The following is a 13,213-nucleotide window of genomic DNA, read 5'->3' on the forward strand; positions in this document are numbered from 1 at the left end:
CGAATCTCAATCCACCGTATATGAACACGAGTTCCGGAAATCGGTGTTCACATTCGCTGGTGCCGTTCAGAGTAGATATACGGAACCCACAACCCATTTTATGCCATGATTCGGTTTTAATATAGTACAACTATTTTCGCATCATATTCGATCGTGTACATACTACCGATAAGAAGCGAATAGCGATCGACACAAACAGATCACGCGTGAGTGACCCATCGACGACCCCGATCGAAAGCCGAACCGGAACGCACCCGGTCAGTAATCGCCGAGCACGCCGAGTCGTCGCGCCCGTCGCGTCGCGTACTGGAAGACGACGTAGCCAAGTGCCACGTAGCCGGCCGCGATCGCGACCAGCAGTCCCACCTCGATCGGCGTGAACTCCCAGAGGCGGGTGCCGTCTATCATCGCGCGCTGGAGGAGGGCGCTCCCGTGGGCGAGGGGGAGGTATCGCATCCAGCCGAGGTCGAACGCGGGGGCCGAGATGAGCACAATGAACCCGAACTGGAGCAGGTTGAGCCAGTTGCCGATCTGCTTGTAGAGGACGGTGACGCCGCCGGCCGCGAGGCCGAGGCCGAGCACCGAGACGATGCTGAGCGTCGCGACGACGACGATCGTCAGGAGCGGCAGTTCGAGCGTCGTCCCGCTGATCGCGATCATCACCGCCAGGATGATCGTCGAGGTGACGAACGTCCGGACGATCTTCGCGACGCCTTTCAGCAGCGCGACGGGCGCGAAGCCGAACGGCGTCATCACGTGGCGCTCGAGGGTCCCCCACTGCACCTCGCTCGCGATGTCGTTCGAGATCGAGGAGTACGCGCCCACCGAGAGCGTCCAGAGGAAGTAGCCGACGATGATCCCCTCGAGCGAGTCGGTGAGCGCCTGGCCGGCGACCATTCGCCCGCCGTAAAAGAGGACCCCGAAGAAGAACAGCGAGACGACGATCCCGCCGATCGCGTTCGCCGGATACCGGACGAAGATCAGGAACTCCCGGTAGAGGACGGCCCGCGCAAGGTGATAGTAGCCGGCGGTGCGGGGCGTCTCACCTGCGCCGCCAGCCGTGCGCGGCGGATCGCTCGCGTCGCGACGCCGTGCGGTCATCGGTCCTCCCGTTCGATCGACGTCAGGTCGACGAACACGTCCTCGAGGTCCGGTTCGATCGTCCGCACGCGATCGAGCCTGACGTTCTCGGCGCGGAGGTGGCCCAGCAACTCGTACAGTCCGTCGCCGTCCGTCGTCACGTCGATCCGGGCACCGCTGTCGCGTGGGTCGACGCCGATCGTCTCGAACCGGTCCCGGAGGGTCGACACGATCGCCGCGTCGAGGTCGCGACTCGTGATCTGCACGCGGTGTCTGTCGGTCCCGGAGAGCAGGGCGTCGACGGAATCGTCCGCCACGATCTCCCCGTCGGACATGATGAGGACGCGATCGCACACCGTCTCGACGACGTCCATGTCGTGGCTACTGAGGACGACGGTGAGCCCCTCTTGCTCGACGAGGCGTCGCAACTCCCGCTGGAGCGTTCGCGAACTCTCGACATCCAGACCCAGCGTCGGCTCGTCGAGGAAGACGACCGCTGCGCCGCCGGCGAGGACGCTGGCCAGCGACACCTTCTGTTTCATCCCGCGCGAGAGGTCGCGGACGGGGACGTCCGCCCTGTCGGCGAGCCCCAGCTGGGCGAGCAGTCGCTCGTGGCGATCGCGTACCGAGGCCGGGTCGACGCCGCTGATCGTGGCGAAGTACCGCAGATTCTCCCGGACGGTCAGGCGCCAGTAATCGTTGCGCGCACCCTCGAGCATCGCGTCGACGGACGCGTAGGCTTTCCGGGGTCGATCGTAGACGTCGACGCCCCGGATCCGAACGGAGCCCGCGTCCGGCAGGACCATTCCGAGAATCGACTTGATGAGCGTCGTCTTCCCGGCCCCGTTGGGCCCCAGCAGTCCGACGATCGATCCGGTTTCGACGTCGAAACTGACGTCGTCGACGGCGGTAATCGCGTCCGGGCCGTCGCCGAACCGCTTGCACAGCCCCGTAACGGAAACGGCGACGTCGCGACCCTCCATCGTCGACGTCTCGCCACTGCCGGAGGCGTTGCGGGTCGGTTCGGATCCCTCGTCGACGGCTCTCTTCTCGGCCGGGGACCGACTGGAGGCGTCCGCAGCCACGTCCTCGCCGAGCGGGGTGCCGGCACCCTCCCTGCTCGTCGGCCTACGGGTGTCTCGCACGGTCACGGTCACGGTTTAAGTGAGCCAGCTACAAAAACGCGAGGTCGCCGTTACACCCGCCGGATCACGGTACAACGGGCCGCTGGTGGACCGCAGTGATATAGTAGCCACTGAAACGACTTACACACTGATCGCAAAGCCGTCCTGCGATCAGGTGTGCATTGACTTTCAGTGGCTACTATAGGGCGATGGATCCAGCTGGATGGGCAGTTGCAACGCGAGACTGTACATCTCCCCGACCGCCTCCTCGCCGATCGCCGTCGCGAGGTCGTCGGCCGCAGCTGACAGGGGTTCTCCCAGTTCGCTCGGCGCCTCCGACGCCGCAGTCCGCGCCAGGTCAGCGTGGGCCTCGAGGTGGCTCGCGGTCCAGGGAACCGGGTCCAGCAACGTCCGCGTCCGATCGAACTGCCACCCGTAGCCGACGAACAGTCGCCGGAGCACCGCCGCCGGATAGAACGTCAGCGCGGGTCGGCCCGCAGCCAGTTCCGTCGCGGCGTTCTCGAGCGCGAAGAGTTCCCGGACCGCGGCGTCGTCGGGGAGCGGTTCGTAGTCGTCGACGACGAGATGACACCCGGGGGCGGCGACGCGAGTTAGCTCCGCTGCGACCGGTTCAAGCGACGCTGGCGGAAGCACGTTGAACAGGCCGTGAGCGGTGATCAGTTCGATCGAATCGGTCGCCAGCGGGAGGCTTCGCACGTCTGCCTCCAGTACGGCGGTCCGGTCGGCGACGTCACCGTCCACTCGATCGGTGTCGTCGCCGTCGCCCCGTTCGGCGTCGTCCTGGATTCGCTCGCGAACGATGGTCGCGTGGTCGCGGTCGTTCGTGACGGCGTAAACGTGGCTCGCACCGGCCGCGAGCAGGCCGGCGGTCGTGTTGCCGACGCCTGCACCGGCTTCGAGGCACACCCGCCTCGTGACGGGACGATCGGCGAGCGCGGTCGTAACCGTTTCGGGGACGTCCATCGCTGTGATCGTGGTGCTGGGACCCGCTCCCCGAGCTCAGTGGTGGAGTTGCTCGGGAACGGGACTCTCCTCGTGGCGCAGTCGCTCGACGAGCGATCGCTGTGCCGGTTCGGCCATCCCGTCGTAGCGGTCGGCCGCGTCGAGGACCATCGCGACGAGTTTCGGGTCGCCCGGACTGACGACGCTCGTCAGCCCCTGCGAAGCCGCGAAGTCGAATCGCTCCTCGATCTCGGCGGGCGTATCGACCGGTTCGTACCAGTTGGCGTACGGGCGGTCGGCCTCCGGCAGTTCGTCGGTCGATGGCCACGGTCCGTTCGTGAAGGCCTTGATGCCGAGCGTCCCGACGTCCAGTTCGTTCGCGCGCTCGAGCACCGCCTCGTAGTCGTACTCGTCGTCGTCCTTGCCGACGACGACCGGGTTCAGCGGGAACATTACGGTCTCCAGGTCGTCGATGCGGTCGAGGGCGTCCAGGATGAGCCCCGGATCGCCGTGGCTGGTCAGCCCGATGTGATCGACGAGACCCTCGTCTCGGGCCTCGCGAAAGGCCTCGAGTGCGCCGCCCTCGCCCGTGATCGTCTCGAGTTCGTGTTCGTACTCGAGCCCGTGGATCTGGTAGAGATCGATCGTCTCGACGCCGAGGCGGGTGAGCGACCGCTCGAGTTTCCGCTTTGCGCCCTCGTACTCCCGTTCCTGCGTCTTGCAGCCGAGAAAGATCTCCTCGCGGTGCTGTCGAAGCTTCGGGCCCAGTTTGCGTTCCGCGTCCCCGTAGGTCGGGGCGACGTCGAAGTGATTGACGCCGTGATCGAGCACGAGTTCGACCAACTGGTCGGCGCCCTCCTGCTCGAGCCAGTTGAGCGCGATCGCGCCGAAAGTCATTACGGTGCTATCGTGGCCGGTGTCGCCCAGCGCGCGCGTCTCCATACCGCGATAGTCGGATCCGGCGACCATAAGTGTACATTCCGACGGCCCGGGACGCCGAACACGGGCGCGGGTCACGGGCGGTTCCCGCAGGACCGATCACCGGCCGACTGGACTCGACTGCGAGCGAGGTCCGGGTGCTGGTGGCGTCAGAGCCCCTGATAGGGGCCCGCCTTCGCCGTCGTCAGCCGATCGACCTGGTCCGCGGAGAGGTCGATTTCAGCGGCGGCGAGGTTCTCTTCGAGCTGGTCGACCGTGCGCGCGCCGACGATCGGCGCGGTGACGCCGTCGCGGTGCATGAGCCACGCGAGCGCGACCTGTGCCGGCGACGCGTCGACCTCCGCGGCGACCGCGTCGAGTTCGTCGTGCAGGTCGAAATTCGCCTCGGTGAGGTACGACTCCCTGAATCGACTCGATTCGGCTACCTTCGACTCCTCCGGGAGGTCCTCGTCGCGCGAGTACTTGCCGGTCAGGAAGCCCTGGCCGAGCGGACTCCACGGACAGACCGCGAGGTCGCGCTGGCGGGCGAACTCGAGGTAATCGCCCTCGATCTCGCGATCGACCAGGTTGTACCGCGGCTGAAGAACGGTAAACGGCTCCCAGCCGTGCGCGTCGGCGATCGCGTTCGCACGCGCCACCTTCCACGCGTTCGGCCGCATGGTCGACGCGCCGAGGTAGTGGACCTTCCCGGATTCGACGATCCCGTTCAGCGTCTTCATCAGTTCGCGGGTCGGGGTCGCGTCGTCCCAGCGGTGGATGTAGAGCACGTCGACGTACTCGACGTCGAGTCGATCGAGAATGGCGTCGACGCGGTGGCGAACGTTCTTGCGGTTCGTCCCCTTGCTGTTCGGATCGCCGTCGCGAATCTGCCAGTACAGTTTCGAGGCGATCGTGTAGCGCTCCCGATCGCGATCGGCGAGCCAGTCGCCGATCCACCGCTCGCTGTCGCCGCCGCCGTAGACGTCCGCGGTGTCGATGTACCGGCCGCCGGCCTCGGCGTAGGCGTCGAGCAGTTCGTGTGCGCGCTCCTCGGAAATTTCGAGACTGCCGTCCTCCGTGGTCCGGCCGAACCGCCACGTCCCGAACTGGAGTTCGCTCGTCTGGATCCCGGTGCGCCCGAGCGGGACGAAATCGAGATCGATCTCCGCGAGTGAGTGAGCCATCCGGTAGTCCTTGGCGAGTATCGGGGAAAAAAGATACAGAAAGCGGCGAGCGATCCACCCCGATCGAAGTACGAGTCGGTTGACAGTATCGGACACGCGCCGCCAGTGGGAGGGCCACGCGGCGGCCTTTAAGTGATTCCCGGGAACATGTTCTCGTCCCTTCCCGGTCCCTAAGAAGTGGCTCGACCCGTTATACATCGGCTATTCTTACGTCGAATCGTTATGAGTGATCGTATCGGCGCTCCTGGACTCGGACTCTCACGACGTGAATTCGTTGCCGCCACGGGCGGCATCGCGGCAGTAACCGGCCTGGCCGGCTGTACGAGTCAGGGGGCCGTGCAGGACTCCGAGGCGGCGAATTCCGCGGACGATTCCGACGACTCGGACGAATCCGATCTGCCGTGGACGAGTTCTCCCGAGGTCGTACAGGTCGACGAGCAGGGCGGTAGCGTGACGCTGCGATCGGTGACGTCCCGGCACGCCGTCCACCCGATGGACTCGATGGGTGGACCGGTGGAACTCCCGCAGGTCTGGGCGTTCCAGGCCGACGACCGCGACCCGAGCGTTCCGGGGCCGATCCTCCGGACGACCGAGGGCAACGACATCGAGGTCACGCTGGACAACACGGACGCCGATATGCCCCACACGCTCCACTTCCACGGGGCGAACAAGACCTGGGAGAACGACGGCGTGCCGACGACGACCGGAATCACGGTCGAACCCGGCGAGAAACACACCTACACCATCCCCGCGAACGTTCCGGGGACGCACCTCTATCACTGTCACTACCAGACCCATCGCCACATCGACATGGGGATGTACGGCATCTTCCGCGTCGATCCGGAGGGGTACGACCCGGCGGACAAGGAGTATTTCTTCACCCTCAAGGACTGGGACTCGCGCGTGAACCGGCAGATGGCCGGCGAGGACGTCGACTACAGTCCCCGCCAGCGCAACCCAGACGTGTTCACGATCAACGGCAAGAGCCTCCCGCGGACGCTCCACCCCGAGGAAGGGTCGCCGATCATCGTCGATCACGGCGACACGGTTCGCCTCCACATGGTCAACGCGGGCTACATGTCCCACCCCATGCACACGCACAACCACCGGTTCCGGCTCGTCGAGAAAGACGGCGGCCAGATTCCCGAAGCCGCCCAGTACGAACAGGACGTGACCAACGTCGCCCCCGCGGAACGCCACACCGTCGAGTTCGAGGCGAACGCCGACCCCGGTATCTACCTCATGCACTGTCACAAGGTCGACCACGCGATGAACGGGAACTCCTACCCCGGCGGGATGGTCAACGGCATCGTCTACCGCGACGCGATGGATACCGACGTCTTCGCGGATCTCATGGCCCACGCGGGCTACGAGGGCTGATCGATCGAAGGGAGCGCACCGACGCATCCACGATCGGACGACTGCCGTGCGATCGGGAAAGAACGGACATAGCGTCGCCTCCCGAGGGCTCACACTGGTAGCGGCACCGTCAGGTCGAGAGACGGGATTCGAGTTGCGACGAAAGCCCGGACCGGGCCACGGTCTCCGTTCGGACGGCCTCCGTCCCGGTACCCATCTCCTTGAATCCCGTTCCAGTCGGAACGAGCACGACCGACTCGTCCCGATCGATCGCGCCGCGCTCGGTCAGTTGGGCGACCCCCGCGAGCGGTGCCGCCGACGCCGGTTCGACGCAGAACCCGCTCCGCCGTGCGAACTGGCGCTTCGCCGTCCGGATCTCGTCGTCGGTAACGGAACACACTGCACCGCCCGTCTCCCTGACTGCGGTTAGCGCCCGAGTGCCGCTGGGCGGGTCCGGGTTCCCGATCGAGTGGGCGATCGTCTCCCCGACGTCCTCGGGTGGCAGCGCCGAGACCGCGTCTCGATCCGCCTCGAACGCGCGGGTGATCGGATCCGACGCGGCCGTCTGGACGAGATACAGTCGCGGCGGATCGTCGATCACCCCGGCGGTCTGGAGGTCGAGGATCCCGCGCCAGATCCCGCTGGCGAACCCGCCCGAACTGGCCGGGAGTGCGATCGCATCGGGCGTCGCGGGAGTCATCGCCTCGTAGATCTCGAACAGCGCGGTCTTGTAGCCGCTGATCCGACCTGGGGCATCGCTGAGCAGGAACGAGACCGGCAGTTCCCGGCTCAGTTCCAGTACCTCGTCGTACAGCCCCCCGTAGTCCCCCTCGACCCGCAGGATCGTCGGATCGTACTGGCCGATCAGTTCCAGACGGCCGGGCGGGATATCGTCGGGCACGAGGACGACACACTCGCGGCCACGGCTGGCAGCGTGGGCGGCGGTACTCATCGCCATGTTCCCGTAGGAGACCGTCCCGACGGCGTTGTCGCTCCGGTCGAGCGCCCGCGAGACCGCGATCGCACTTCCCCGATCCTTGTACGAGCCGGTCGGATTTCCCCCCTCGTCCTTGACGAACACCCGACAACCGGCGACCTCGTCGAGCGGCTGGCTTCGGATCAGCGGCGTGTTTCCGGCGGCCGTGGCGAGCCCTTCGAGTTCGGAGAGTGGGAGAGCCCCCGCGTAGTGCGACAGCCCACGTCCGTCCCCGCGGTCATTTAGGTCGAACCCGTGCGAGTCGATATCGAACCAGAGCGGTTCCCCACAGTCGCACCGAACCCGATCGGTGTCCCGATAGGTCCGATCGCACCGATAGCAGACCGTCGACGGAGTCATGGATCGTCCATCGACCGAGACGGTGATATTCCTGCTGAATCGCGATCGATTGCTGCCGACTCGGACGCCGCGTTCGTCGACGGTCTACTTCCTCACAACCGAGATAACTGCGGTCGCTCCCCCCACCCCACCAATGCGCCCGCGCCAGAGTTTTTACTGGAAACGAAGCACGTCGTGAGTGCCGACCACACCGTGATGCGAAAAGCGGGAAAACTCTCCGGTAAGCTAATCAATGGCGGCGAACGAATTGAGCGAGAAGACTGTATTATCGCTGCGACTGCGCTTCTCAACGATGAACCGCTTATCACGAGAAATACCAACCACTTCGGACGTATCGACGACCTCGAAGTACGGTCTTACTGAGGCTTCGATCGGGTGGGGGTATTACCTATTCTCACGCTGCTCGACCCTGTTCAGGTAGACAAAATCCATAGTACGGTTCATTGAAACCACCGTTGTGGGTAATAGTGGGCAAGGCTTATTCGGTAGTGGAATCTAGTTGGGTACATGACGAAAGTAGATGCGCGAGACCTCCAGACCAACGAGACTGACGATCGAGGTCGAATCTATCTCGGAACAGAGTATGCGAACAAACGCGTAACCGTCGCTGTCGTCGAAGTCGAATCCGACCGCCCAGACGAGGACGAACTGGCTGCCGCATATCGTGAGGCGTCTGAGAGTGCGAAAGAGCTTGCAGAAGAGTGGGACGAAGCGTCGGACGAGGCGTGGGGCGGGCTTGATAAATGAGCGAGGGTACGGAGGTTCGTCGCGGTGACGTCGTTATCGTTCGGCTCGACCCTGCGGAAGGGCACGAGATGAAAAAGACTCGTCCTGCAGTAGTCGTCCAAAACGACGTTGGAAACAAAAATGCCAGTACGACAATCGTTGCACCTGCGACGGGAACGTATCGAGGGTATCCGTTCGAGGTTCTTGTTGAGGCAGCGAAGTCGCCATTTGAGAAAGATTCCTCGATCCGTCTCGACCAGATTCGTGTCGTTTCCATCGAAAAACGGATTCACTCAGTGCTTGGAAGCCTCGACGCAGAGATGATGGAGGCCGTGGACGAAGCGTTGAAACTTAGCCTCGGACTGGACTGACGTGTACGCTCCGATCAGTATAGGGAACAACCCGATTAGTGCTATCTACTATCCCTTTGTTCGACCTTGTTCAGGTCTCGGGCTGACGTTACAGGTTTCGTCTATCTTGCCATTTTCTTCAGAGTACAATCAGTCATCGTCGGCAGTGTACGCACTACCACGGCGCTTGATTCGGAACCACGGAGGCTGGTGGGAGCGTTGACGACCTTGTACTCATAGTCTGCTTCGCCACTCATACGCCGTCACTCGTCATGGTGTTCACGTTACATAGAAACGTCGCGCAATGAAAATCGTTCGGTCATCTCGACCATAGCATCACCCATTCGGTCGGTTCAAAAACAGAATCTCTTGCGTGATGGTGTCTCTCAGAACAACGAGTCACAGGCTCGCGTCAGGAGGTGAGTCTCCTTCTCGGGCAACTTGTTCGTACACGTAGTACGAATACCCAACGGTCACGACCGCTGTCAATAGCGAAGGCACGATGAGAAAGTAGATCGCGTACTCGCCGAATAGCAGCCCACCCAGCGCTACCAGGGCAGTGAGTTTGAATAGTTTCCCACCGAGGGCGTGCGTTCGGTTCCACACCTCCTCGTTACTGAGCGTCCACGGCGTCCGGATACCCACGAACCAGTTGCGATTGGCACGAGTCAGTACGACCCCAGAGTAGTAGAAGAGGCCTGCAACAAGCACGACAATGAGATTGATGAAGTCGAACTCGTAGCCAAGGTTGAACGCGATGATTCCGGCGTGAAGGACGAACATGAAGCCCGTAAAGAGGACGACGAACCAGTCGTACGTAGGGCGGAACTCAGCGATGTTTGCTCCGAGCGGATCGATTCGTGGGATGAGCGCGAACAAGACGAGAACCCCTGCTGATAGAGCCGGAATGAGCCAGAGGGCGAGCGGTTTTGCCATGGTGCCGTCCGGTTCACCAACGGCGTTCCAATGAGAGACGAGCTCCGCAGGGAGGTCAGGAGCCGTCAGGAGACTCACAACGATCGAGAGGACGATAAACCCGGCAGCGAGGCCGAATCGTTGATGCGTGGTCATAGGTTACGTAGGGTCTTCGCGGTGTATACATTGTTGATTCATGTATAACCTACTGATGAAGGGACAATTTTGACAGGAGACATCAATGGAGAATGCTGACTACTCTGGATCGATGTTTTCAGGTGGGAGAAAACAGCGTACACAGCGATACGCCACTCGGAACGGTCAGTAACCCAATTTATGCTGAAGTCACGTACCCATCAGCGAACATCAATACTATTAGAACCACGATGGGGAGGACGTACACCATCAGTCCACGGTTCGGGAATAGCCAGATGGCCGAAAGAACTCCGACGACAGCGGAAATGGTACATAATACAAGAAATCGCCGGTCAGTAAGTGTAGCCATAGCGCAAGGTATAGTGGTAGAAATGATAAATGTACCTTCAACAAGGATAGCAATCAGTACGCAGACTCGTCCGAGCAGATAGTCGGGCCAACCTAGCGTGAAAGAAAGGAGAGAATCCACGAGTCTACAACCTCCGACCCTTCGACTGCGAGGTGCTGATCCGCAGTATCGCACGAATGTGTGTTGTGTGCTATCGAGATTCACGTTGCTCTACTTTGTTCAGTTCGATCAGCAGCCGAAAGATCGCCTTCACGAGGTTCGCGTCGACGTCGAACTGTTCGGCGTTCCGTCCGGCTCGATCCATCACCTGCTGTTCCTGCTGTTCGTCCGTCGTCGGGAGGTCGCGTTCGTCTTTGACCTGCGCGATCGTATCCGCCACGTACGTTCGCTGGGCGATCAGTTCGACGATCTCGCGATCGATCGTCTGAATTTCCTGGCGGAGTTCGTCGAGGCTCATCTCCTCGGGGGTGCGATCCGGTTCGCCGGGGTCGTTCGGTGGTGCGTCGGTCATGTCGTTCTCGTTCCGTCGGTTCGGGTGCGAAGTAATCGTGTCGTTCCGTCCCGGTCGTTCCATCGGTCCGCGACGGTCTCGAGCGTCGATCGATCGCCGACGGCGACGTAGCTCGGACCGGTCCCCGACAGCGACACGCCCGCGACGTCGGGGAGGGCGTCGATCATCGGTCCCGTCGAAAACCCGAGCGCCCCACAGAAGGCGAAGCCGTTGACGGTCATCGCCTCGCCGTACCGGCCGTCGAGCGCGAGTTCCGCGACCAGGTCAGCCATCGGGGCGATCCGTTCGCAGGCGTCGACGTCGGCGTCGGCGCTGAACAACTGCTCCGGGGGCGTGTAGACGAGCACGTGCCAGTCGATCGACTCGCGAGCGAGCAGTTCGTCGCTGGTGTTGTCGGTGACCGTGACGCCGCCGAGCATGCTCGCGCTGGCGTCGTCGAACGCGCCGGTCACCGTCACGCCGGCCTCGCGGGCCGCCCGGACGCCGAGTTTGCAGGCGTCGACGCGATCGACGTCGTCGGCGACGCCGAGCGCGTCGAGCGTCGCGAGCACCGTCGCGTTGGCCGCGGCACTGGAACTCTTCAGGCCGGAGGCCATCGGCACCTCGCTATCAGTTCGAACCCGTGCGCCCGTCACAGCGGGGCCGACGCCGGCGGCGTCGGCGTACTCGGCGATCGTCAGCGCGGCACAGCGTTCGATGAGCGTCGCGTCAGCCGCGGGCCGGTCGGCGATCGCGCCGGCGACATCGCCGTCGTCGGTAAGGTTGACCGTGGCTGTCGTCTCGAGATCGATCGCGAACGCAGAGCCGGTGCCGGTCGCGAGCGCGTTGAGGACCGTTCCGGCTGCGGGGGCGACGGCGCGGCCGTCCATACCGGAACGACTCAGGGCGCGTATTTACGGCTGACGGTCGCCGCGGATCTGGCCGGTGGCGTCCGGTTGGACGCGACGAAACGGGTTCCTTTTCCCCGATCCGATCGAACGACGGCGTATGAGCGCGCGCAGCAACGTCGCACCCAGCACGATCGGCGTCGACCTCGTCGAGGGCGGCGTCGTCGTCCAGTATCTCGACGGGCGGGAGGTCTTCTACCACGGGCCACCCGAACCCGTCGAGGGGGCGATCACGACGCCACCCGGCAAGGAGGTCCACGTCCTCGTCACCGATCCCGACGGCGTCGAGGGCGTCATGACCTACGTGAACGATCGCAACACCCACGACGACATCCTCGAGTCGACGGGGGTCGGCCGCGTCATGCTCGAGAGCAACGACGAGGAGGAACTGTTTCCGGGCGTCACGGTCGCGACCGAGGCCTACTCGATCCGTGTCGAGGCAGACCTGGCGGCCGTCAACGGCCGAGTCTTCGTCTTCGCCGAGGACGAGATGAGCGAACACGCGTACGAACTCGTCGCGTCGACGGACGACGGCGACGCGAACGACTCGAGCTAACGATGCCGCTCCAGAAACCGTGGCGAGACCTCGACCGGGAGACGGTCGCGAGCGCCCCCGATCGACCCGGCGTCTACGAACTCGGCGACGACAGTGGCTCGGTACAGTCGATCGGCCACGGGGTGTTGCGCGACGAGCTCAAGACGGCGCTGGCCTACGGCGACGGCGAGCGGGTCCGCTGGACCGAAACGCACACCCTCGATCGAGCACGGGAACTCGCCGCCGACCACCGCGATCGGATCGCCTGACCTACTGGATATACGACGGATCGGCGTCGTCGCAGTGGGACTCGTGTTCGGCCGCGTCCGACTCGTCGTCGAAGAGCAGGCCGCAGGTTTCACACTCGTACCAGGTGGCGTCGTCGCGTTCGGTCTGGACCACCATACGGGCGAGTCCACACGGACACCCAAAGACGTTTCTCCGGCACCGGCCGCCGGTCGCCGGGGAGTCCGCGCGGGCGGACGGACGCGATCGATCCGGGTCGGCGCGACGGCTGCGGGGGTCGTACAGCCACTGTGAAACACACAAACATTCATTTTCGTCGGCGTGGAAAGCAAGGACGCACACTGCAGTGTGATCGCGCGAGGGACCACGCCACCACCACCCTCGCCTCCACGTCTACCCATCCACAGGACGTAACCGCATTCCCCGGATCGTCCAGCGGAGAGGGCTCACACCGATTGACAGGCGACGAGCAACGGCTCGTCGCTTTCGCGCTTCGCGTTCGGTTCTCGACCGAGCGGCAGGACACGTTCCGAGGCGGCGGGGCAGGACAATTCTCAAGGCGACAGGGCGGCAA

General features: G+C 63.6%; 15 protein-coding genes. 5 read left to right on the forward strand and 10 right to left on the reverse strand.

The window, feature by feature from the left end:
- Positions 1-258: 258 nt before the first annotated feature.
- The 5 genes from MUN73_RS22215 to MUN73_RS22235 all read right to left on the reverse strand — a co-directional run bounded on the left by MUN73_RS22215 (position 259) and on the right by MUN73_RS22235 (position 5,269).
- On the reverse strand, positions 259-1,101 hold the full coding sequence (locus tag MUN73_RS22215; RefSeq protein WP_250142703.1) for an ABC transporter permease: 843 nt from the start codon (positions 1,099-1,101) through the stop codon (positions 259-261).
- Entirely contained in the window at positions 1,098-2,231 is a 1,134-nt protein-coding gene (locus MUN73_RS22220; RefSeq protein WP_250142704.1) for an ABC transporter ATP-binding protein, read from the reverse strand. The genes MUN73_RS22215 and MUN73_RS22220 overlap by 4 nt, the downstream gene beginning before the upstream one ends.
- Positions 2,232-2,393: 162 nt before the next feature.
- The gene (locus tag MUN73_RS22225) at positions 2,394-3,188 is read right to left on the reverse strand and encodes a class I SAM-dependent methyltransferase (RefSeq protein ID WP_250142705.1); all 795 of its coding nucleotides are present in this window, start codon (positions 3,186-3,188) and stop codon (positions 2,394-2,396) included.
- Positions 3,189-3,224: 36 nt separating this feature from the next.
- Positions 3,225-4,109, reverse strand: coding sequence for an aldo/keto reductase (locus MUN73_RS22230; RefSeq protein WP_250142706.1), 885 nt, complete (start codon positions 4,107-4,109; stop codon positions 3,225-3,227).
- Positions 4,110-4,255: 146 nt separating this feature from the next.
- Positions 4,256-5,269 carry an aldo/keto reductase gene (locus tag MUN73_RS22235; RefSeq protein ID WP_250142707.1) on the reverse strand — a complete coding sequence of 338 codons (1,014 nt, stop codon included), beginning with the start codon at positions 5,267-5,269 and terminating at the stop codon, positions 4,256-4,258.
- A 222-nt stretch (positions 5,270-5,491) separates the two neighbouring features.
- Here MUN73_RS22235 and MUN73_RS22240 point away from each other — a divergent pair, with 222 nt between their 5' ends.
- A complete protein-coding gene (locus MUN73_RS22240; protein WP_250142708.1) occupies positions 5,492-6,649 on the forward strand; it encodes a multicopper oxidase domain-containing protein in 1,158 nt (385 codons plus the stop codon).
- Between the two features lie 109 nt (positions 6,650-6,758).
- Here the strand turns inward: MUN73_RS22240 and MUN73_RS22245 are convergent, their stop codons facing one another.
- Positions 6,759-7,964, reverse strand: coding sequence for a threonine synthase (locus tag MUN73_RS22245; RefSeq protein WP_250142709.1), 1,206 nt, complete (start codon positions 7,962-7,964; stop codon positions 6,759-6,761).
- A 507-nt stretch (positions 7,965-8,471) separates the two neighbouring features.
- On the opposite strand from MUN73_RS22245, the gene MUN73_RS22250 reads away from it, so the two are divergent.
- Entirely contained in the window at positions 8,472-8,711 is a 240-nt protein-coding gene (locus MUN73_RS22250) for a hypothetical protein (RefSeq protein ID WP_250142710.1), read from the forward strand.
- Positions 8,708-9,061 carry a type II toxin-antitoxin system PemK/MazF family toxin gene (locus MUN73_RS22255; protein WP_250142711.1) on the forward strand — a complete coding sequence of 118 codons (354 nt, stop codon included), beginning with the start codon at positions 8,708-8,710 and terminating at the stop codon, positions 9,059-9,061. The genes MUN73_RS22250 and MUN73_RS22255 overlap by 4 nt, the downstream gene beginning before the upstream one ends.
- A gap of 378 nt (positions 9,062-9,439) precedes the next feature.
- On the opposite strand, the gene MUN73_RS22260 is transcribed toward MUN73_RS22255, so the two are convergent.
- The 3 genes from MUN73_RS22260 to MUN73_RS22270 all read right to left on the reverse strand — a co-directional run bounded on the left by MUN73_RS22260 (position 9,440) and on the right by MUN73_RS22270 (position 11,840).
- Complete coding sequence (locus tag MUN73_RS22260; protein ID WP_250142712.1) at positions 9,440-10,111, reverse strand: SdpI family protein; 672 nt, start codon at positions 10,109-10,111, stop codon at positions 9,440-9,442.
- 539 nt (positions 10,112-10,650) lie between these two features.
- Entirely contained in the window at positions 10,651-10,971 is a 321-nt protein-coding gene (locus tag MUN73_RS22265; RefSeq protein WP_250142713.1) for a chorismate mutase, read from the reverse strand.
- On the reverse strand, positions 10,968-11,840 hold the full coding sequence (locus tag MUN73_RS22270; protein WP_250142714.1) for a shikimate kinase: 873 nt from the start codon (positions 11,838-11,840) through the stop codon (positions 10,968-10,970). The genes MUN73_RS22265 and MUN73_RS22270 overlap by 4 nt, the downstream gene beginning before the upstream one ends.
- Positions 11,841-11,958: 118 nt before the next feature.
- Between MUN73_RS22270 and MUN73_RS22275 the strand changes: the two genes are divergently transcribed.
- Positions 11,959-12,414 (forward strand): DUF5796 family protein, encoded by a 456-nt coding sequence (locus tag MUN73_RS22275; RefSeq protein WP_250142715.1) that lies wholly within the window; start codon positions 11,959-11,961, stop codon positions 12,412-12,414.
- A 2-nt stretch (positions 12,415-12,416) separates the two neighbouring features.
- Positions 12,417-12,662 carry a DUF7508 domain-containing protein gene (locus MUN73_RS22280; protein ID WP_250142716.1) on the forward strand — a complete coding sequence of 82 codons (246 nt, stop codon included), beginning with the start codon at positions 12,417-12,419 and terminating at the stop codon, positions 12,660-12,662.
- A 1-nt stretch (position 12,663) separates the two neighbouring features.
- Here the strand turns inward: MUN73_RS22280 and MUN73_RS22655 are convergent, their stop codons facing one another.
- Positions 12,664-12,798, reverse strand: a complete 135-nt coding sequence (locus tag MUN73_RS22655) for a DUF7128 family protein (RefSeq protein WP_265339347.1) — start codon at positions 12,796-12,798, stop codon at positions 12,664-12,666.
- Positions 12,799-13,213 lie beyond the last annotated feature (415 nt).

Source organism: Halosolutus amylolyticus, assembly GCF_023566055.1.
Lineage (GTDB): Archaea > Halobacteriota > Halobacteria > Halobacteriales > Natrialbaceae > Halosolutus > Halosolutus amylolyticus.